We start from the raw sequence: 18,455 nt of genomic DNA on the forward strand, positions 1-18,455 counted from the left end.
AAATTCCTCGAGAACCACGTGCTGTCCATGGACACGGATGCCATTATGTGAATATGGCGACCAAGGATGCTGTGCTTGTTGGGGTCTTCACGCTCTCTGGGGTCGCCCTCCAGCAGGTATTCACGATTGTCGCATCGGCGATCGGAGAGCGTCGCACGGATAGGCGTGAAGCGCGAAAGGATCGCAGACAACTCTTCGGTCGCGAGATCGCGCAGGCCAGAAGAATCCAAAGAATGCTCAAGGAATCTATACACGAAACGAATGACGCGCTAGAGGAGCGTCTGGTGAAAGAACTAGATGCTTTGGCGGAAATAAATGCAGAGATCAGATTGATAGCTTCCGATGACGTGCTTCGCGTAGTTCTGGAACTCGAAGACGAGATGCGGACACGTGTTAAGTCCAATGAGTTGCGCGCGTCTGGGCCGCTACCACTGGCTCCTATGATCGATGCTTTGAAAAAGGAAATAGGTTGAGGTGAGCCTAAGTCATTCCATTGGATCGATATTGACGTCGAAAAGAATCAGTAGAGGCTCTAGTAGATATAGTGGAAGCTCGCCTTCCACCCATGCAGTGAACAGACCGTGAGGTCTTTTGGTTAGTATCTGAAAGATTATGAGACTCTCCGCTTGACTAAAAAGTGTATATTCGGGCGCATCGGCCATGGAACTTCTGGGTCCATAGTCACGATAGATTGCCCGAAGCTTCTCCAGGTTCTGCTCGACGAAATCTCCAAGAACCTGTGAATAGACCGCTCGATCTTTGGCTGGAATGAGCTGATGTATGCTCCCGAGAATATACGAGGAAAATTCTCGACTTGACGCTGCATGGGCAAGGGGAATAAATTCCTTCTCAGCGGCTTCGATGAGATCCGCTACTTCATACCCGGGAATTTCGGGAATAGCGTCTTCAACGCGCTGAACCTCTTCGTCGAAAAGTTCGACTAGCGCGACAAGTCGATAGAGTCTACGCTTATGTTCACGTGGTAGATCAATCGGTGGCTTATAAAGTAGCCGATGCGAGATGACGGACCATGCGTCCTGCGTGACGGTCCGTAGTTGTATCTCACATTCGATGGGCTCTTCATCGTCAAGCTCGGCCGGCACTGCCACTTGTAGATGGACGCCGCTATAGCTCAACTGCTCCGGGTCCATCACCTGTCGTTTATCTTCAACGCGAAGGATCTCTAGACCAGGCCAGTCTTTGAGAGCACAAGTCAGGTCATCCACATGACGTGCTCGTTCTACGATCGCCCTGACGCCAGACTTGTCTGTAATCTGGGCCCACGGGTCGTTGTACTGCTTAACTATCGCTTTTGTATGGAAGCTGGCGATAGTTTTCTCGCGACCGCTCACTCGGCATTTTATGTTAGAAGTCTTTGCGGCTTCTTCGACGCAGCGAATCACCGTATTAGTGGCACGTTCGTAGCGAGGTAGGAGTTCGCGGTACTTCCTAACTGCCTCGTCTATGCTGGCTGTCATGCGTCGTTGGCGCTCTTTACGCTGAAGCCTCCAGAGCCCGATATCTTCTTCACGCGGTCGTGTACTCTGACTTCAGATTCACCATTATCGTGATCCTCAATCGTGACAGTTCCGTCATCGAGCGAGGAGGTGGGCGCGAGAACCAGTACATCATTCTGAGTCTCGATTTTAACCTTCTGAATATGTGACTTGATTAGGTCGATGGACTTCTCTAGTTGGCGAGGTGGAACGTCTGCCTGGATCAGGCTGTTTCTGAAATCGTCTCGATCGTCTGAGTCAAGATAATCCAAGGCAAACCTGTCGATGGAGATTTCCGACCGATTGCTCTGCATTTCGGACAAAAGTGCGACCTGATACTGTGCCTTTTTCTCCGCATTGTCGATCCTGTTGATCCAGCCTACACTTGCTTCGTAGAATCGCTCCGTTAGCACATCTGAGCGCTCAACAAGCTTGCAGCCAAGGTACTGATCCAAGAAATAGCGAGCTATCTTCGCGCCTGACGCCTGACTGTCCGAGACGTGACCATAGAGCAGTCCATCCCTAGAGTCTAGGGAGCTGAATACGGCTACCTTGAAGACTTTAGTGGTGCTGGTAAACAACAAGTCGCGCAGAAATTCCACCGAGAAGGTTGTCCTGCCGTCTACCGTGGTCGTGGTGGCTCGAACGCCCTGCTCGTGTTCGACCTTGGCGATGATGAGAGCTGGCGCGTCGTTGATGGACGCTTCAGATGTCAAGAGGATCCCGGTAGGGCTGTGTGAACGCTGGACCTTCTGTAGGTTTTTGGTCATCTGCTGAGAGTCGGCAACAAGGTCACCTTCCCCTTGAAGCAGATTTCTAATTATTGAGCAGATCTCTGCAGCTCCCGGCTCTTCCACCACGGGCCTGGCGTTTCGGGTAAGTGCTTTCCTCAAGCGAAGCTCGAAATAGGGCCTATTCTGATCGTTTAGCGGCGTTGGAACTTCGCTTAGACTTACCGCAGACTCCGTATTCTTCCCCTGAGAAACCTGGTGAAGAATTACCTGACGTAGGCGGAGAGTGCTCAGGTCCATATAGCTCGGTGCTCCTTGGTGCCCTCGTGGGTCTCAGGGATGGTGGTAGTCCTCTGGCTGTCGGCTCGTTCAACGTATGACTTACAGTCAAGATACCGTCGCAGTCCGCTGGGTGGTTGAGTATGTTCTGCTTCAGGCTGGCCTCTGCCGGACAGATGTTTCTTACCAGGACAAGGGAGACTCGATAGACCGACGGGTAGTCAGGGGGCTGGCGCCCAGCTGACGTAACGGTAGGGGGCGCATCGGAGGGAGCCGCTTACGTATTCGGCCGAGCGTGCGCGAAGCGGGGGCCTCGCGGCCCCCAGCCCCCCGCGGGCCGGCGGGCACGCCCGCGCGAATCGGTCTGTCACAGCGTCTCGTCGTTCGCGCGGGCGCACCCTCCGGGACGGGCGTGCGTGCTAACGGCGGTACTAACAACGGGGTCGGATGATCTTGTACGGGTGTGGACGTCCGGGAGGTTGCGGCGCTGGTCAGCGGGCACGTGGGGACATGCCTGGATGGTGCTGATCTCGCTTGTAATCAGATGCTTGGCTCAATGGCACAGGACCGACCGGCCGCGGATGCGCTTGGCCGGAGTCATCCTGGTGAGGCAGGCGGCGATTCCGTTCGGGATGGACGACTACGAGACGATCTGTCAGCGGCTCAACGTGGACCCGCGCCCGAGGGGTGGGCGGTCTGGAACACCTGGAGCGAGCAGGGAGTGCCCCTGTCGCTCGTCGTGACCGACATCGACGGGACAGGAGGGCTGCTCAACAACTCAGCGCACTGTGTAGCTGGGGTGGGCTGTGGTGGCGTGGGGGCGCCGGCGGTTCGCATCAAGGTGGTTACTGGTTCGTCGTCTGCCTCTCCGGGGGCTCGGGGACAGCATCCGGTCTTGACGGGATGCGCTGTGGCTCTGGGTGCGGAAGTTGCACATGAGTTACTGCTGATTGAAGTGACCCACATAATGAGTTTGTGTGTACTTTTGCATTGTGATCACTCGATGGTCGGTCGCATCATCCGCTCATGGCACGCTGCCGGGCGAGAACTGATCGCGGCACTCTATGCAAGAATCCAGTGAAAGAGGCTGGTCAACGTTGTCGGCACCACAAGGGAAAGCCGGAAGCAGGGCCGAAGCCATATAAGGGGAGAAGTCCGCATAGGAGAACGTATACTCCTCAGTCGCGCCGTCGCCAGGCGCCGTCGACTCGAAGGTCGAGCAGTTCAAACGCCACTCAGAGTGTCCGTCGGGCGCAAGAACAGCGGCAGCGAAGGGTGCGGGAAAGCGCCAAATCGTGTAACGGGGTGATCTCTGTTGCATGGCGAGATGCCGTCACCCATCGCGCCAGTCAATACGTCTCGGAAGACACCTGGCTTCAGATGGTTTCCCGTCGTCGCCACAGGAAGTGCACTCTCTTGGCGGAGTTGGCTTCGGCTATCTTCAATGGCAAGGATGCGATTCATGGCTTTGTAGGTTCTCTCGCTGGCGAAGTCGCTTTTATCTTCGGCGCCGGCAGGGTAGTCAAGACTTTCGCCCGGGAGTTGGCCTCAAGACTTCCATTGCCTATGGAGACCGAACTAGTAGCCGTTGCTCGTGCCCTACAAGTAACCGGTGTGCTTCTGTGTTCTTTGAATGGCGATGACCTTACTAGGTGTCAGTGTTTCATCGATCTGGCTCTTGCGGAGACTAAGGAGAATGTGGGAAACCTGCTGGCGGCCGCCATGAATGATTGGGTGAATCTGGGGAGCTATGCCTAAAAAGGAACGCCAAAAGGCGGATAGAGTCGTGAGCGCGGTTTTCGCTGTCGCTTTTCTGTATGCGGCGATCTCTAGGGCTTGGATTGCTTTTTTTCTGTTGATGACTCTGGCTGTCCTTGTCTATCTATCTTTCTTTCGCCAGACGTCATGTGACGTTGAGGTGAGAGCCCACCCGGGTGGATGTGGCGACACAGCCTATGGATGGTTAGGAGCGTGTCATCGCCGAAAGCACAAGCGAATAAAGCGCCGGGCTCTACTGTCCCTGCTCAACTTCTCAGTTTCGGAGAGCGAGGAGAGTCCGCGGTGGACTCGTTCGCCTAGAGGTGGGCGCCAAGCGTCACCTGTACCGCCTCCTCCAAGAGCTTCTGAACAAGTAACACGTTCTGGCTATGATCGGGTCATGTTGGTAGCCACGATCATCGGGTCGGCGGCCTCTACGTTGGCTTTGGTTATCGGGAAATAGCGATCGGTACTCGGGTCGAGGGTGGCCTACCCTCCGACTCCCCTTGCCCTAGGGATGGGTGCTGCGGTCCGGATTGCTAACACCAGTGGTAATGGCGGGTGTGGACGAGGCCGGACATTAGTGGAGGCGGTGGGTGCTGGAGGGGGCTGCACAGCAGGTCGAGAGACGGATCTTTACGGGTGTGGACCTTATTCGTGAGAATGGTAATGAGTAAGCCCGGGGCGTCATGGGACGCTCGCGGAAGCCGCATCTGCCTCTGCTTGGGCTCGTATCCTGCACAGAGCCCGCCACACGGCTGCCTACGGAAGCGTTCGAGTGACGGCTTCGATGAATTCCTTGTGTATGCGTTCAACCTCGTCTCTACGCGCGACGAGGTCGGTTATGTCCACGGCATGCCGCAAAAGACCTGGAGCACTGAGAGCCTGCTCGGCCAGGCTGATTAACGCCGCGTCTTGGCATATCAGATGCATTCGGACCATTGCCTGTTCGGCCGCCGAGCGAAGCTGGTAGGATTCCGCTCTCTCCTGCGCCTGTTGTTCGTCTGGCGCTTGGTCCTGCTTAAGTCTCCACCGAAAGTACAGATTTCTCCTGTACTCCATCAGCACACCGATGAACGCACTGCACGCTGCCAGTTTCTCCTGCCGACGCTGTTCTTGATGGTTGACGCGATCGGTGCGCGCTGAGGTCCGCTGTTGAAACATGTGAGTGATGCAGGAACCCAAGAGAGTGCCCACAACCGCGATGATGCTCGCTGTGACGCTTCCCATAGTCGAAGGGTAGTTCGTTCCTCTTGCCGGTTAAGTGACTAGCTGGGTGACCATTACCTACCGACGCTCTGATGCGTAAGCAGGTGGACACTCAGCCCGAACCCACCGCTGCCTCGCGCACGGGATATGTGTGTGATGGGTGATAAACACTTGGGTGGCTGAGGTACCGTCCTCCAAGGTCAGCGGGGGAACGCGATGGAGATCGCCGGCCCCTGAGAATCCAGTGTGGCCTTGCAGCGCTCGCGCCGTGCTCCTCCTGGTTTGCTGTTGCTTGCTGGTTCGGGAGTGTGAATCTTGACTCGATCACTTGCGCCGTTCGTGGCCGGGCGATGAAGCTCGGCGTGCCCAATGCGGGCCGAAGTTCGGCGCCGCGGGAAAGAAGCAGCAGGTCAGGGGAGTTGGGCGGTGGGACTGTAAATCCGTCGGCTTAGCCTACGCAGGTTCGAACCCTGCACCCGCCACACCAGTGAAAACAGCCCCTGACCAGGCGTAACCCAGTCAGGGGCTGTTCTCGTCTTGTCCGGCTGTCTCGGGCTGTGAGTGGCCCTCTACGACCGTCTGGGCCAATACGGGCCGAAGTTTCAGCGCTCCTTTGGCCTGGTTGCCTTGGCAATTCGCCGCTTGGCGTCCTCTTCCTGACCGGCAACGCACTTGGCGTAGACCCGCAGGAGGACAGCGACGCTATGCCCCGCCCACTCGGCCACCTGAGCCGCTGGCACACCAGCCCCGAGCCACGTCGACACGGCCGCGTGTCGGAGGGCGTACGGCGTCTCAGCCAGCGGCGAGGCTGCCTCATGGGGCTGAGCGCCTTCTGACGGGACTTGCGCCACATGTCGAGGTACGTCTGGTCGGCCGTGATCCCGCCGCGCGGCCCGACGAACAGACGTCCCTCCGGCTGGATGTTGAAGGCCTTGATGTGGTGGCGTAGCAGCGTCACGAACTCGGGATGAATGGGTGCCGACCGCGTCTCGCCCGGGGCCCGGTGCTTGAGCGGCTGCTTGTCCCGCGGTTTCCCGCTGTTGGTCCACCTGGAGCCGCTGCGGGGCTCAGCGTGCGTCAGCCGCATCTCACCCCATCCATCGTCGGGCAGGCTCACAAGGTGATCCCGCCGCAGGTCCGCCGCTTCCTCAGGCCGAAGCGCCGCGTAATACATGAGGGCCACCATGCGCTCACCACGCTCGCCCTGACTGCGGACGGCGTCGGGGACCCGCACCGGCTGGCGGCACGACGAGGACGAGGAGGACGGCACGGCGGACGGCCGGGACGAGGCAGGGCCGAGGCGGACGGGACGGGGACCGGCCGATGGCGAGTAGCGGGCCGGGGACGAACGACGAGGACGCGGGCGACCATCGGGAAGCCTTCAGGGACGGGTTTCGGGCATGGGGCGTGGCGCGGATCAGGGCTCACGCCGAGCTGAAGGAGAAGAAGAGGCCGCGTCGAAGGCGGCGGGGTCGGGGTCGCCGAGCGTCATGTCCGCCGTCTCCAGGGCGTTGGGCCGGTGGCAGATCCGGCCGGACAACTGGGCTCGTAGTGCGATGAGACCGGGGCCGAGGTCGGAGCCGACGTGTTGCCCGCACACGATCATCTGTGCGGTCACATAAAGAGCGCGGCCGTAGGCCGCGCTCAGGTCAGACTTCGGGTCGGCGTAGCCGACCAAAGTCAGATCTCGCCGGAATCCACAGCCTCCGCGACCCCCCTGTAAGCGGCGGCTTCGATCTCGGCCTCTTCGGCCGCCTGCGGGGTGTCCGCCTGCTTCGCCTTCCTGTCACACAGGTCGGCGGCTCCCTTGAAGATGCTGCTGGCGAACTTCCGTTCCTGGTCGGTCAGGTCGGCCATGATCACTCCATCGCTCAGGTTGTCCGTGCAATCGCACGGTCCTCCCTTCTTGGAAGGACATGTAGACCCGTTCGGAGTGCGGCCCCACTGGCAACTCTGGATGGCTTTGCAGGGGCATGGCCGAGGTGTCGGCGCTCCACCTGCGCGCTCATCTGCCCAGGTGAGGACACCGGATGCTTGGACCAATCGGCCAACCCCGCTGCTCAACGACCGACACCTCCACCAGGGCCAGTCCCCGTCTCCCGGGCACGCCGGCCAAGCATCGATTGCTTTCCGGCGACGTCTTCGCCGGGCGTGGCGTCCATTTTGAGCGTTGTCAGGCTCGGTGGGGCTTCTTGGGGGCTGGTTCGGGTCCTTGGCGGAGGGGCAGGTTCAGGGTGGCGGTCGCTAGAAGACTGCTGAAGATCTTGTGAGGGGCTGTCCGGCCGTGGGCCGGACAGCCCCTGTGTGGTCATGCTTCGGCCGTGGACAGGTGCCAGGTGCCGTTGGTTCGGGTGAGTCCGAGGTTGATGAGTCGGCGGAGGTTGAGGACGGCGGCTCGGGTGTGGAGCCAGGCGTCGGCTTTGATGGTGCCGCGGTGGCGGAGGCGGCGGTTGCCGTGGTGGACGAGCCAGGCGACGGCGCGTTCGACCGGTGGTCTCCAGCGGCGGTAGTCGGCTTGCCAGGCCGGGTCGTGGGCCGATTGGCGGCGGGCGGCGGCTTGGAGGTCGTGGTGGGGGCGGATGGTCAGGATCCGGCCTGCCTTGGCGTTGGTGCACCGCTCGCGCAGGGGGCATCCGGTGCACCGGTTCCCGAACACGGCTTTGCGCTGGTGGTGGCGTCCGCCGGGGTCCGATAAGGGGGCGGTGTGCCCGGCGGGGCAGGTCACGGTGCCGTTGGTGGTGTCGATGGCGAAGTCGTCGAGGGTGAAGCCGCCGGGGACGGCGGGCCGCAGCGGGGCGGGCTTGATGAACAGCCGGTGCCCGGCGGCGGTGAGGGCGTGGCGGGCCTGGCCGGTGGAGTAGGCGGTGTCGCCGAACACCTGCACCGGGGTGTCCTCGCCGGCGAGCAGGTCCAGGCCGACGACGGCCTCGTGGTGGGCGGCCCCGGCGCCGGGCCGCAGGGCCACCGCGGTGAACAGGCCGGTTTCGGGCTCGACGGCCAGGTGGGCTTTGAAGCCGTCCTGGCGGTGGCTGCGGGTCTTGTGGACGTGCCGGGCTTGGGGGTCGACGGTCGAGATCACCCGGTCCGGGGCGGTGCCGTCGGTGATGCGCCAGCGCCCGTCGCGGCCGTCGGACCCTTCGGCCGGTTCGACGTCCTGCCCGGCGACCAGGGCCAGCAGGCCCACCGCGTTCGCGGCCCGCTCGCCCAGTTCCTGCTCGGGCAGGTGCCCCAGCAACCTGAGCGCGTCGGTGACCAGGGCGTCCACCAGCTCGGCGCGGGCCTGCTCGTCGTTCCAGGCGATGCGCGGTTTGCCCGGGTCGGTGTAGTCGTGGGCGGTGCACGCCGCCGCGGCCACCTCGGCCGCCCCGGGGACATGGCGGATCACTGAGCGGACGGCGGCGATCAACTGGGTGACGGTGTCCTGGGTGGCGACCGCATCGTCCAGCACCGTGGAGTCCAGCGCACGGCGATGCCTGCCGGTGAGCACCCCGGTCGCCCGCACCACCTCCCGCACGGCCTCGAAGATCCGGTCGGGCCGGGCCGAGCGTGCCAGCCGACGGCGGAAGTAGGCCAGCAGCGACGCATCGAACGCGGTGTCGTGCAGGCCCAGCCCGCACGCGGCCTTCCAGCGCAGGTCACACCGCAACTCCTGCACCGTCTCAGAATCCGACAGCCCGTGCAGGGCCTGCAAAGTGATCGCCGCGGCCAGGATCTGCGGCGGCATCGACGGCCGCCCGTTCGCCGACGGATACATGTCCGCGAACATCACCGCCGGGAACAACGCGCCACGGTGCTCGGCCAGGAACGCGAACACGCTCCCCGCTGGGATCAGCTCCCGGCACGTCTCCCACACATCCGGACCGACCGTCTCCCCGGCCCACTCACCCATCACCACACCACAACACACTGGCCCCGCCGCATCCGCGGCGGGACCAAAACCCCAAGATCTTCAGCAGTCTTCTAGGGCGTGTCTCAAAGGCAGATCAGCCAGTCGTTGATGACGGCGATGTGGAGGGTGGCTTCGTAGCGGACGGCGAGCTTGTCATACCGGGTGGCCACGGCTCGATGACGTTTGAGGCGGTTGATGGCGCATTCGATGGCGTGCCGCTGCCGGTAGTCCAGCGCGCAGAACACCGGCGGGCGCCCACCCCGGCTGCCCCGCTTTGCGCGGTTGCGGGCCTGGTCGGCCTTGACCGGGATCGTGCAGCCGATCCCGCGTCTGCGCAGGTAAGCGCGGTTGGCGTGGGAACTGTAGGCCTTGTCGGCCCGGACGCGCTCCGGTCGTTTCCGCGGCCGGCCCGGCCCCACCCGCGGCACCGCGAGCCGCTCCAGGACGGCCCGGAACTGCGGCGAGTCTCCCCGCTGACCGGCGGTGACCAGCAGCGACAACACCTTCTGTCCCTGCTCGCACGACAGGTGGATCTTGGTGGTCAGCCCGCCACGCGATCGTCCCAGCGCGTGATCGGCGGGCTCGCCGCCGGCCTCATCCGGGGGCTCGGCCTGCTCATCAGGCCGGGTGCGGGCACCAGCGGCGTGCTGATGGGCCCGAGCGATCGTGGAATCCACGCCCACCTCCCAGGTGATCAGTCCGACCGCGTCCGCCCGGCCTTGCAGCCCGGCCACGACCCGCGCCCACACCCCCGCCCGCTGCCAGCGGCGAAACAGCGAGTACACCGCCTGCCAGGAGCCGTAACACCACGGGACATCCCGCCAGGGCGCACCAACCCGCACCCGCCACCGGATCCCGTCGATGAGCTGCCGTTTCGTCCACTTTGACAGCCGACCCGGCCCCTTGGGCGCCGGCAGCAGCGGCTCCAGCGCCGCCCACTGCCCATCGGTCAGGTCGAACCGCCGCGTCACCGCTAGGGTGGCCACGAGGTCTCCGGTGTTTCTGGTTCTTCTTGGTCGATGAACCCTCTACCGGAGACCTCGCTGTTTAAGGATCACGACACACCGTCACACACCAGACTTCGAGACAGCCCCTAGTAGGCCGGTGCCGGTTGTTGCGGCGAGCGCGGCGAGCACGTCGATCAGGTAGTGCTCGCCCAGGGTTATGCGGCTGGCCGCTACGGCGACCAGCAGCACTGTGGTGCCGACGAGTACGGTGGTACGCCATCTCGGGGTCAGGGACATGCTGATCGCGAAGGCGGTGAAGGTCAGTGCGGTGAGCACGGTCACGTGTCCGCTGGGGTAGGTCCAGTCCTGGGCGGTGAGCGGGGGCCCCGGACGTTGGAAGACCGCCTGCAGGGACACGGTGGCGAGGCAGACCGTCAGCAGCGCTCCGTACCGGGGGAGAAGACGGGCACCTTGTGCGCGGTGCCGTCGTAGCAGGCCGGTCGCGGTGGCCAGGAGAACCGCCAGGGCGAGCAGCGTTCCGACACCGCTGACCGCCGTGGCGATCGTGGCGGTTGTCGTCTCGGGCCGGGAGTACAGGTGGCCGGCGATCCAGGAGTCCAGTGGTGGAACGCGGTCGCCCAGGGCGACCCCGGCGATCCCCACCACGGCCAGGCAGAGGCCGCCGGCCACGGCGGCGCGGAGCCGCCACACAGGTGGTGATGATGACTGGTCCGTCATGGAACGACGGTATGGAGAAGCCGAAAGCTCGCCATCGGGGATTGCACCCCTAAAGAACCCTGAGATTTCACACCGATGCGGTGGGTGATCGGGGGAAGCCTGGCCTTCTCGCCTACTCGCGTCCCAGACGAGGTGGGCAGGTCGGGGGCACAGGCCGGAAGGTGACGATGGCAGACGGGGGGTGGGGATGAGGCGTCCAAGTCCGACCGCCGGGCCGTTAGGCCTGGTCTGTCGCCAAGTCCTCGGGCGTCCTTCGGCACGAACTCCGGTTCCAGGGCCGCCCCGGCCCTGTCGGCGAGGTACTCCGGGACAGGAGCCGGGTGGGCGCGTGTCGCTTCTCGTGTCCTACGGACAGTCAAAGGCGGAGGAAGCGGGCATTGATGTCGACGGATGCCCCAACAAAAAATGAATTCAACCAAGGTATCGGCGGAAGACCAGATCCGGGCGTTCGGGGTTCTCCTGCACGCGTCGGAGGACAAGGTCCCTGCGCTGGTCGGTGAGACCCTGCTTCACAGCGAGGCGAATCTCGTGTCGGTGGGGCAGGGCGTTGAGAGGGTGCGGGAGTTCCTGCACGCGCCGCCGGTCCGCTCGGCGAAGGTCGGGCTCGACTGGTTCCACAGCCAGGAGAAGAGGGATTTCGACCTGGCGCTGTGCGAGGTCCTGGTACCGGTCTTCCTGCCGGTGGTCGCCACGGCGGCCATGCTGGTAGTGATGGAGGACGGGGCGCGACCCATCTTCGCGCAGGAGCGGATCGGCAAGAACGGTAAGCCGTTCCGCATGTACAAGCTCCGCACCATGGCGGACACGGATGGTTCGGGACCCAGCCTGGGGCCCGATGACCCGCGGGCCACCATGGTCGGCAGGCTGCTGCGCGCCTCGATCGTCGATGAGTTCCCGCAACTGTGGAACATCCATCAGGGCGAGATGACCTGGTGTTCGACGAGATCGCTGGTCGGCAGCGAGATCTCCCGTGGCATGGGTTCAGGGCTCCCCCGCCAGGGCGACCTGGACCTCACCATGGAAGAGGTCCTCGGCCCCGAGAGGTACGAGGACTGGTACCACGGGTTCTACGAGCTCGTTCCGGGCGGGCTGGTCAGTCCGTTCGGCAACGAGAGCATCAAGATCCCGAAGAAGGACCAGAGGTACTTCCTCAAGCGTGCCGAGCTGGACATCTGGTTCCGCGAGCACGGGTGCCTCGAGGTCGACCTCGAGCACCTGAAGATCAAGATGGACGCGTCTCTCGCCGCCATCGAGAGGCAACTGTCCGCCATGCGTGCCTGCACCCCGTAGGCACGCATCCGCACAAGTGAGGGCGCGGCCACTGGCCGCGCCCTCCTCCGTGTCATGGCCCGTGCCTGCCATGGCACGATCTCCGCGGGCGGGAGGCGGTGGCTCGTGCTGAGCCGCCCGCCGCGCACCCGGTGCACCCTGCGGTAGGACGGTGCCGCTGCGCAAGGCCCGCCTGACCGGCAAGGGGGTTGGGGCGGCGCAAGGGAGAATCGCATCGGTTCGGGAGGATGGGGAAAGGTAGGGCCAAAGGGACGGGGTCCGTTGGGGCTGATGAGAGGAGGCTGTGATGGGGATCGTTTCGCCCGGGTTCCATGGGCGGCGGCGTGAGTCCGCGGTCCAGCTGCCGCCCGGGCAGTACCTGACCGAGGACTTTCCCGTGCTGTCGGCCGGTCCGACACCGCGGATCCCGTTGGAGGAGTGGGAGTTCACGGTGACCACGGAGACCGGGCAGGAGCACCGGTGGACGTGGCAGGAGTTGCTTGAGCTGCCGTCCGAGACGCCCAGGGTGGACATCCACTGCGTCACCAAGTGGTCCAAGCTGGGCACGGACTGGCAGGGAGTCTCGATGGACGTCCTGCTAGACGACGTGGAGACCACAGCCGACTTCGCACTCGTGTCCTCCTACGGCGGGTACACCACCAACCTGCCGCTTGAGGATCTGCTCGACGGCCAGGCGTGGATCGTCTACCGCTATGACGGTGAGGATCTGACGCCGGAGCACGGGGGCCCGGTGCGCCTGCTGGTACCGCACCTGTACTTCTGGAAGTCGGCGAAATGGGTGCGGGGCCTCGACCTGCTGACCGAGAACGAACCGGGCTTCTGGGAGACCGCCGGCTACCACGACTACGGGGATCCATGGCGCGAGCAGCGGTATCAGGGCGACTAGCGTGGCGCGTGGCGCGGCTGGCCGATGCGCGCTCGGAGACGGATACGGCCCGCACGCTGGTGTTCGATGTGCCGGGTTGGCCAGGGCATCTGGCCGGTCAGCATGTCGACGTGCGGCTGACCGCCCCGGACGGCTATGCCGCGCAGCGCAGCTACTCGCTCTCCGCGCCCGACCGGGTCGAGCTCACCGTGCAGCGCGTCCCGGACGGGGAGGTCTCCCCCTATCTCACCGACGTGCTCGGCGTCGGCGATCCGGTCGAGCTCCGGGGCCCGGTGGGCGGCTGGTTCGTGTGGCGGCCGGAGGCGGAACGGGACGTCCTGCTGGTCGCGGGCGGTTCCGGCATCGCGCCGCTGATGGCCATGGTCCGTGCCCGCCGCCTGGCCGGGAGCGGAACGCGGTTCCGGCTGGTGTACTCCACGCGCACGCCCGGAGACGTGTTCTACGCCGCCGAGCTGCGGCGTCCCGAGGCCGGCCTGGACGTGACGCACGTCTACACCAGGGCGGCCCCCGACGGCTGGCCCCGCCCGCCCGGACGGCTGATGCCGGCCGATCTCGGGGACGGCCCGCCGGACCGCGACTGCTTCGTGTGCGGGCCGACGGGCTTCGTGGAGGCGGCCGCCGACATGCTGATCGCCCGAGGGCACGACCCGCGGCGGATCAAGACCGAACGGTTCGGCTGAGCGGAGGCTGATCGAGATGAACGCGCCCCAAGGGCGTCCCACGGACCATGTTGACGGCAACGCGCTGGCCGGCCCGCTGAGCGAGCTGTTCGCCGTGGACGTCACGGCGGCCACCGGCCGCTGCGTCAACTGCGGGCGCACCGGCCCGGTCGCCGAGCTGCGGGTGTACGACCGGGCGCCCGGCCTGGTCGCCCGCTGCCCCGGCTGCGGCCACGTCATCCTGCGCTTCGTCCGGACGCCGGACTCGGCCTGGCTCGACCTCACCGGGACCGTCTCCCTGCGCGTCCGACTGCCGAGGGAGGAGGGGCGCGGGTGAGCGGCCGGCGATGACGGAGCGTCGAGCGGGCCCGCCCTCCGGATCGTTCGCCGACCGGACCGCGTGGGCGCGCAACCTCCGGACCCCGCTGCGGGAGTTCCTGCACACCGAGACGGGCGGCGCCGTGGTCCTGCTGGCGGCGACGCTCGCCGCACTGGTCTGGGCGAACGCGGACGCGTCCTCCTACGGGCGGGTGTGGGAGACGCAGGTGTCCGTCCGGTTCGGTGGCGCCGGCCTCTCGCAGGACCTGCGGACGTGGATCAACAGCGGGCTGATGACGGTGTTCTTCTTCGTCGTCGGGCTCGAGGCGCGCCGCGAGTTCGACATGGGGGAGCTCCGCGACCGGCGGCGGTTCGCGCTCCCGCTGGCCGCCGGTGTCGGCGGGATGGTCGTGCCGGTGGCCGTCTACCTCGCCTTCAACGCCGGCGGTCCGGCCGCCCACGGCTGGGGCATCGCGATGTCGACCGACACCGCGTTCGCGCTCGGCGTGCTCGCGCTGGTCGGACGGACCTTCCCCACGCGCCTGCGCACGTACCTGCTCACGGCCACCGTAGTGGACGACGTCATCGCGCTCGCGGTGATCGCGATCGTCTACAGCGGCGACATCGCGGTGGCGCCGCTGCTCCTGGGGGCCGGCATCCTCGCGGTGACCGTGCTGGTGCGCGCCCTCGGGGCGCGGCAGATCCCGGTGTACGTCGTGCTGGGCGTCGCCGCGTGGGCGGCGGTCCAGTCCGCCGGGGTGGAGCCGGTGGTCGTCGGCCTGGTGATGGGCCTGCTGACCTACGCTCACCCGGCGGCGCGCGACGACCTGGAACGCGCCACGGAGGTCTTCAGGCTGTTCAGGGAGCAGCCCACCCCGGAGTTCGCGCGCTCGGCGCGGACGGGGGTGGCCGCGGCGATCTCCCCCAACGAGCGGCTCCAACTGCTGATCCACCCGTGGACGAGCTACGTGGTCGTGCCGCTGTTCGCGCTGGCCAACGCGGGCGTCACGATCACCGCCGGGTTCCTCGGCCGCGCCTTCACCTCGCCGGTGACGCTCGGCATCGTGGTCGGCTACGTGGTCGGCAAGCCGCTCGGCATCCTCGGGTCCTCATGGCTGGTGACCAGGGCGAGCCGGGGCCGGCTGCGTCCGCCGGTCGGATGGGCCGCGGTCGGGGGCGGCGGCGCGATCGCCGGCATCGGCTTCACCGTGGCCCTGCTGATCGCGACGCTCGCCTTCACCGGCGCGCGGCTGGAGGAGGCCAAGATCGGCGTGCTGTCCGCGGCCCTGTGCGCCACGGTCGTGACCTGGGTGGTCGTCCGCGCGGCCGCGCTGCTGCCGCCGCGCATGCGGCTGCGCGCGCTGCTCGGCACGGCGGAGAGCATCATCGACCTGGCCGCACCGGTCGAGCCCGAGCGCGACCATGTCCGCGGCCCCGCGAAGGCGCCGGTCACCGTGGTGGAGTACGGCGACTTCGAATGCCCGTACTGCGGACGGGCGGAGCCCGTCGTCCGGGAACTGCTCGCCGACTACGGCGACGTCCGGTACGTGTGGCGCCACCTGCCGCTCAACGACATCCATCCGCAGGCGCAGCTCGCCGCCGAGGCCGCCGAGGCGGCCGCCGCGCAGGGCCGGTTCTGGGCGATGCACGACCTGCTGCTCGAGCGCCAGGACGCGCTGAGACCGCGGGACCTGCTCCGCTACGCCGGCGAGCTCGGCCTCGACATCGACCGGTTCCGCGCCGACCTGCGCCGGCACTCCGGTGCCGGACGGATCGCCGAGGACGTCGACTCGGCCGACCTGAGCGGCGTCTCCGGGACCCCGACCTTCTTCGTCAACGGGCGGCGCCACGTCGGCGCCTACGACATCGCCACCCTCTCCGCCGCCGTCCGCGCCGCCCGCAAGCGCGCCGCGATCAACTCCTAGCACGAGCGCGAGGACCGGTACGTCCGGCGGACGAGCGGGCGCTCGTCCGCGCGAAGTGGTGCGTCGCGCGAACGAGCGTCCCGGAGCGTCGTCGGCCCGTGCGGCCGGTCACGGCTGTGCCGCCCGGTTCTACCGGGTCAGGCGCGGGGGCGGCCCGTGGGTGAGCTTCGGAGCTTCGTCGGTGTATCCGTAGTTGAGCACCAGGGAGTACTCCCCGGAACCGCCCCCCTGGTAGTCGGTCCCCAACGGCGATCCGGTCTGCGGATCGATGATGAGTCTGTAGGTGCCCGGGCCGACGCCTTCGCCCTCCGTCCCTTCCCGGGCGAGCGCCTCGCCCCGCCGCCCTTTCCGGTCCGTGACCGCGCCGAGCGAGCGTACGTCCGGGAGATCCGCCAGGACCCGGTAGGCGGCCGCGCGCACCTTCGGGCTGACGGGCCCGTCGGGGGAGGTGACGAGGCTGCCGGCGGCCGCCCACAGCTGCGCGGAGTCGCCCTCCACCGGGCCGGCGAGGCCGTCGGCGCGGGTCCAGGCCAGGAGCTGCCGACGCAGGGTGGCCGGATCGTCGGAGAGTTTCGCGATGTCCAGCCCACTGGGCGGCTGCCCCATCATGCCCTCGCCGCCTGGCCTCCGCGTGGTGGTCTTCGGCCCGGGCCGGACGTCGAGCCAGCGGCACCGCCGCCTGACCGGGACCTCTTCGAAGGTGCCGTCGGGTCGCCTCTCGCCCGACCTGTGTCCGATGATCTCGCCCTCGTCGCATCGCTCCCTGATCCGCTTCGGGCTTCCCGCGGCGCGCCATGCCGCGGCGTCCGCCGGAGTCGCGGGCTGGACCCCCAGCTCCTGGAAGGAGGCGAAGCCGGTGGCGCCGGGGGTCGTGGAGTACCACAGGTCGTCGACCGTGCGGCTCACGACCGTGTACGGATGCTCCTTCGAGCCGGCGGGGTACGCCTCCCCCGTCTCCTCGGTGAACCGGAAGTAGCGGCCGGTCGCGGGCGCCGCCGCGGACTTGGTGGCCGCGGCGAGGAGGACCCGGCGGGCCGAGGGGTCCGCGGGACGGGGTTCCGGCGTCGGGGTGCCGCCGGCCACGACGACCGCCGTGGTGGCGGCCGCGGCCACGGGCAGCAGGGCCGCCCCGAGCAGCCGGCGGCCGCGCGGGCGTCCCCGTGACCTGAGCGGGGCGGCTTCGGCGTCCTTCGCCAGCTCCAGAAGCCGGGCCCGGCCCGCGGCGGCCACTCCCGGATCGGCCTTCGGCTCGCTGAACAGGCGCTCGACCAGCATCATCTCGTCCATCAGTCCTCCTCCGTCGAGTCGATCGCGCTGCCCAGAGCGCCTCGAAGCCGCTTCCTCGCCCGGTTGAGGCGGGAGCCCACGGTGCCGCTGGGGATGCCGAGGGCTTGGGCGATGTCGTCGTAGCCGAGCCCGCCCAGGACCGACAGGAACACCACGTCCCGATCGCCCGGCGCGAGGTCCCGCATCGCCCGCACCAGATCCGGCCGGAGGGCTTCCGCCGTGACGCGGGAGGCGACGTGCTCCTCGTGACCGTCAATGGCGTCCTCGGCCCTCACCCTGCCGAGCGCTTTGAGCCGGCGCCGCTCGGTGCGCCGGTGCTGGGACGCCAGGTTGGTGGCGATCCCGTACAGCCAGGGACGGAGGGCGCCCCGCGAGGCGTCGAAGTCCTTTCTGCGGCGGAAGGCGATGAGGAACGTCTCGGCGGCGAGGTCGTCGGCGTTCTCCCGCCCGAGACGCGCGGCGAGGTAGCGGTGGATGTCATCGAAGTAGCGGTCGTACAGCAGAGCGAAGCGTTCGGGCTCGCGCACGGACGATGCGACGAGCTCGGCGTCATCCGGCACGAGGCCTGCCTCCGGAGGAGCTTTCATCGGCTTCCTTTCGGCCCACGGTCACCCTGTTGTTGGCCGACGCCCAGATCATCTTCACGGCCCACGAGGACAGAGTGCTTGCCGGCCTCCGCCCCGTCCGCCCGACGAGGAGGTCTCCCAATGCACCTGAATATCGCAAGCGCCCCAACTTTTCGCTGCCGCTTGCTTCGGCGATAAAGACAGGAGCCCTCCGGCCATTGCGCAACGTGAATGGCTGTACAGGACTGCGTCCCCGAAACAAGTGGAATGGGTTCTCCGCTACTTGAGCCGGATCGGTTGCGACTGCGACCGGAGGGACCGGCTCCGCCGGGAGGCCATCGCGGAACTCCAGGCGTCCGGGTCCCCACAGACGCGAGGACCGAGGTTTCACGGGGTCTTCCGGCCGTAGGTGGCCAGCAGGGCCCGCTGATATTGCGGTGCGCCCTCATTTCCCTAGTGTTGCCGCTACGTGTGCGT

General features: G+C 66.1%; 17 protein-coding genes. 7 read left to right on the forward strand and 10 right to left on the reverse strand.

The features are described 5' to 3' along the window. Positions 1 to 53 precede the first annotated feature (53 nt). Complete coding sequence (locus FKD65_RS28255) at positions 54 to 473, forward strand: hypothetical protein (RefSeq protein ID WP_141580489.1); 420 nt, start codon at positions 54 to 56, stop codon at positions 471 to 473. Positions 474 to 485: 12 nt separating this feature from the next. On the opposite strand, the gene FKD65_RS28260 is transcribed toward FKD65_RS28255, so the two are convergent. Together FKD65_RS28260 and FKD65_RS28265 are read right to left on the reverse strand one after the other, a co-directional pair. Then, positions 486 to 1,352, reverse strand: a complete 867-nt coding sequence (locus FKD65_RS28260; protein WP_168221224.1) for a hypothetical protein — start codon at positions 1,350 to 1,352, stop codon at positions 486 to 488. 122 nt (positions 1,353 to 1,474) lie between these two features. Next, positions 1,475 to 2,527 (reverse strand): nucleoid-associated protein, encoded by a 1,053-nt coding sequence (locus tag FKD65_RS28265; RefSeq protein ID WP_141580493.1) that lies wholly within the window; start codon positions 2,525 to 2,527, stop codon positions 1,475 to 1,477. A 1,284-nt stretch (positions 2,528 to 3,811) separates the two neighbouring features. Here FKD65_RS28265 and FKD65_RS28270 point away from each other — a divergent pair. After that, positions 3,812 to 4,264, forward strand: coding sequence for a hypothetical protein (locus FKD65_RS28270; protein WP_141580495.1), 453 nt, complete (start codon positions 3,812 to 3,814; stop codon positions 4,262 to 4,264). A gap of 762 nt (positions 4,265 to 5,026) precedes the next feature. On the opposite strand, the gene FKD65_RS28275 is transcribed toward FKD65_RS28270, so the two are convergent. The 6 genes from FKD65_RS28275 to FKD65_RS28300 all read right to left on the reverse strand — a co-directional run bounded on the left by FKD65_RS28275 (position 5,027) and on the right by FKD65_RS28300 (position 11,047). Next, on the reverse strand, positions 5,027 to 5,494 hold the full coding sequence (locus tag FKD65_RS28275) for a hypothetical protein (RefSeq protein ID WP_141580497.1): 468 nt from the start codon (positions 5,492 to 5,494) through the stop codon (positions 5,027 to 5,029). Positions 5,495 to 6,890: 1,396 nt separating this feature from the next. Next, entirely contained in the window at positions 6,891 to 7,091 is a 201-nt protein-coding gene (locus tag FKD65_RS28285; RefSeq protein WP_368367140.1) for a hypothetical protein, read from the reverse strand. 62 nt (positions 7,092 to 7,153) lie between these two features. Next, positions 7,154 to 7,330: a hypothetical protein gene (locus tag FKD65_RS44475; RefSeq protein ID WP_168221225.1), complete on the reverse strand. Its 177-nt coding sequence runs from the start codon at positions 7,328 to 7,330 to the stop codon at positions 7,154 to 7,156. 451 nt (positions 7,331 to 7,781) lie between these two features. Next, positions 7,782 to 9,362 carry an IS1182 family transposase gene (locus tag FKD65_RS28290; RefSeq protein ID WP_141579963.1) on the reverse strand — a complete coding sequence of 527 codons (1,581 nt, stop codon included), beginning with the start codon at positions 9,360 to 9,362 and terminating at the stop codon, positions 7,782 to 7,784. Positions 9,363 to 9,445: 83 nt separating this feature from the next. Then, the gene (locus tag FKD65_RS28295) at positions 9,446 to 10,348 is read right to left on the reverse strand and encodes an IS5 family transposase (RefSeq protein ID WP_141580174.1); all 903 of its coding nucleotides are present in this window, start codon (positions 10,346 to 10,348) and stop codon (positions 9,446 to 9,448) included. An 81-nt stretch (positions 10,349 to 10,429) separates the two neighbouring features. Further along, positions 10,430 to 11,047, reverse strand: coding sequence for a phosphatase PAP2 family protein (locus FKD65_RS28300; RefSeq protein ID WP_141580499.1), 618 nt, complete (start codon positions 11,045 to 11,047; stop codon positions 10,430 to 10,432). Positions 11,048 to 11,452: 405 nt separating this feature from the next. Here FKD65_RS28300 and FKD65_RS28305 point away from each other — a divergent pair, with 405 nt between their 5' ends. The 5 genes from FKD65_RS28305 to nhaA all read left to right on the forward strand — a co-directional run bounded on the left by FKD65_RS28305 (position 11,453) and on the right by nhaA (position 16,125). Beyond that, entirely contained in the window at positions 11,453 to 12,337 is an 885-nt protein-coding gene (locus tag FKD65_RS28305) for a sugar transferase (RefSeq protein WP_168221226.1), read from the forward strand. Between the two features lie 286 nt (positions 12,338 to 12,623). Continuing rightward, a complete protein-coding gene (locus tag FKD65_RS28310; RefSeq protein WP_141580504.1) occupies positions 12,624 to 13,223 on the forward strand; it encodes a sulfite oxidase-like oxidoreductase in 600 nt (199 codons plus the stop codon). Further along, positions 13,193 to 13,903, forward strand: a complete 711-nt coding sequence (locus FKD65_RS28315; protein WP_141580506.1) for a ferredoxin reductase — start codon at positions 13,193 to 13,195, stop codon at positions 13,901 to 13,903. Before FKD65_RS28310 ends, FKD65_RS28315 begins: the two co-directional genes overlap by 31 nt. Before the next feature lie 16 nt (positions 13,904 to 13,919). Further along, on the forward strand, positions 13,920 to 14,219 hold the full coding sequence (locus tag FKD65_RS28320; RefSeq protein ID WP_141580508.1) for a DUF6510 family protein: 300 nt from the start codon (positions 13,920 to 13,922) through the stop codon (positions 14,217 to 14,219). A gap of 10 nt (positions 14,220 to 14,229) precedes the next feature. Then, positions 14,230 to 16,125, forward strand: coding sequence for a Na+/H+ antiporter NhaA (nhaA, locus tag FKD65_RS28325; protein WP_141580510.1), 1,896 nt, complete (start codon positions 14,230 to 14,232; stop codon positions 16,123 to 16,125). 129 nt (positions 16,126 to 16,254) lie between these two features. Here nhaA and FKD65_RS28330 read toward each other — a convergent pair whose 3' ends face one another. Both FKD65_RS28330 and FKD65_RS28335 read right to left on the reverse strand, forming a co-directional pair. After that, complete coding sequence (locus FKD65_RS28330; protein WP_141580512.1) at positions 16,255 to 17,412, reverse strand: CU044_5270 family protein; 1,158 nt, start codon at positions 17,410 to 17,412, stop codon at positions 16,255 to 16,257. After that, complete coding sequence (locus FKD65_RS28335; protein ID WP_141580514.1) at positions 17,412 to 17,999, reverse strand: RNA polymerase sigma factor; 588 nt, start codon at positions 17,997 to 17,999, stop codon at positions 17,412 to 17,414. Before FKD65_RS28335 ends, FKD65_RS28330 begins: the two co-directional genes overlap by 1 nt. Between the last annotated feature and the right edge of the window lie 456 nt (positions 18,000 to 18,455).

The organism is Actinomadura sp. WMMA1423 (assembly GCF_006547145.1).
Classification (GTDB): Bacteria; Actinomycetota; Actinomycetes; order Streptosporangiales; family Streptosporangiaceae; genus Spirillospora.

Coding starts and splice junctions, on each gene's coding strand:
- FKD65_RS28255 (WP_141580489.1), top strand. CDS start 54: ATGGCGACCAAGGATGCTGTGCTTGTTGGGGTCTTCACGCTCTCTGGG.
- FKD65_RS28265 (WP_141580493.1), bottom strand. CDS start 2,527: ATGGACCTGAGCACTCTCCGCCTACGTCAGGTAATTCTTCACCAGGTT.
- FKD65_RS28275 (WP_141580497.1), bottom strand. CDS start 5,494: ATGGGAAGCGTCACAGCGAGCATCATCGCGGTTGTGGGCACTCTCTTG.
- FKD65_RS44475 (WP_168221225.1), bottom strand. CDS start 7,330: ATGGCCGACCTGACCGACCAGGAACGGAAGTTCGCCAGCAGCATCTTC.
- FKD65_RS28290 (WP_141579963.1), bottom strand. CDS start 9,362: ATGGGTGAGTGGGCCGGGGAGACGGTCGGTCCGGATGTGTGGGAGACG.
- FKD65_RS28300 (WP_141580499.1), bottom strand. CDS start 11,047: ATGACGGACCAGTCATCATCACCACCTGTGTGGCGGCTCCGCGCCGCC.
- FKD65_RS28305 (WP_168221226.1), top strand. CDS start 11,453: ATGAATTCAACCAAGGTATCGGCGGAAGACCAGATCCGGGCGTTCGGG.
- FKD65_RS28310 (WP_141580504.1), top strand. CDS start 12,624: ATGGGGATCGTTTCGCCCGGGTTCCATGGGCGGCGGCGTGAGTCCGCG.
- FKD65_RS28315 (WP_141580506.1), top strand. CDS start 13,193: ATGGCGCGAGCAGCGGTATCAGGGCGACTAGCGTGGCGCGTGGCGCGG.
- FKD65_RS28320 (WP_141580508.1), top strand. CDS start 13,920: ATGAACGCGCCCCAAGGGCGTCCCACGGACCATGTTGACGGCAACGCG.
- nhaA (WP_141580510.1), top strand. CDS start 14,230: ATGACGGAGCGTCGAGCGGGCCCGCCCTCCGGATCGTTCGCCGACCGG.
- FKD65_RS28330 (WP_141580512.1), bottom strand. CDS start 17,412: ATGGACGAGATGATGCTGGTCGAGCGCCTGTTCAGCGAGCCGAAGGCC.
- FKD65_RS28335 (WP_141580514.1), bottom strand. CDS start 17,999: ATGAAAGCTCCTCCGGAGGCAGGCCTCGTGCCGGATGACGCCGAGCTC.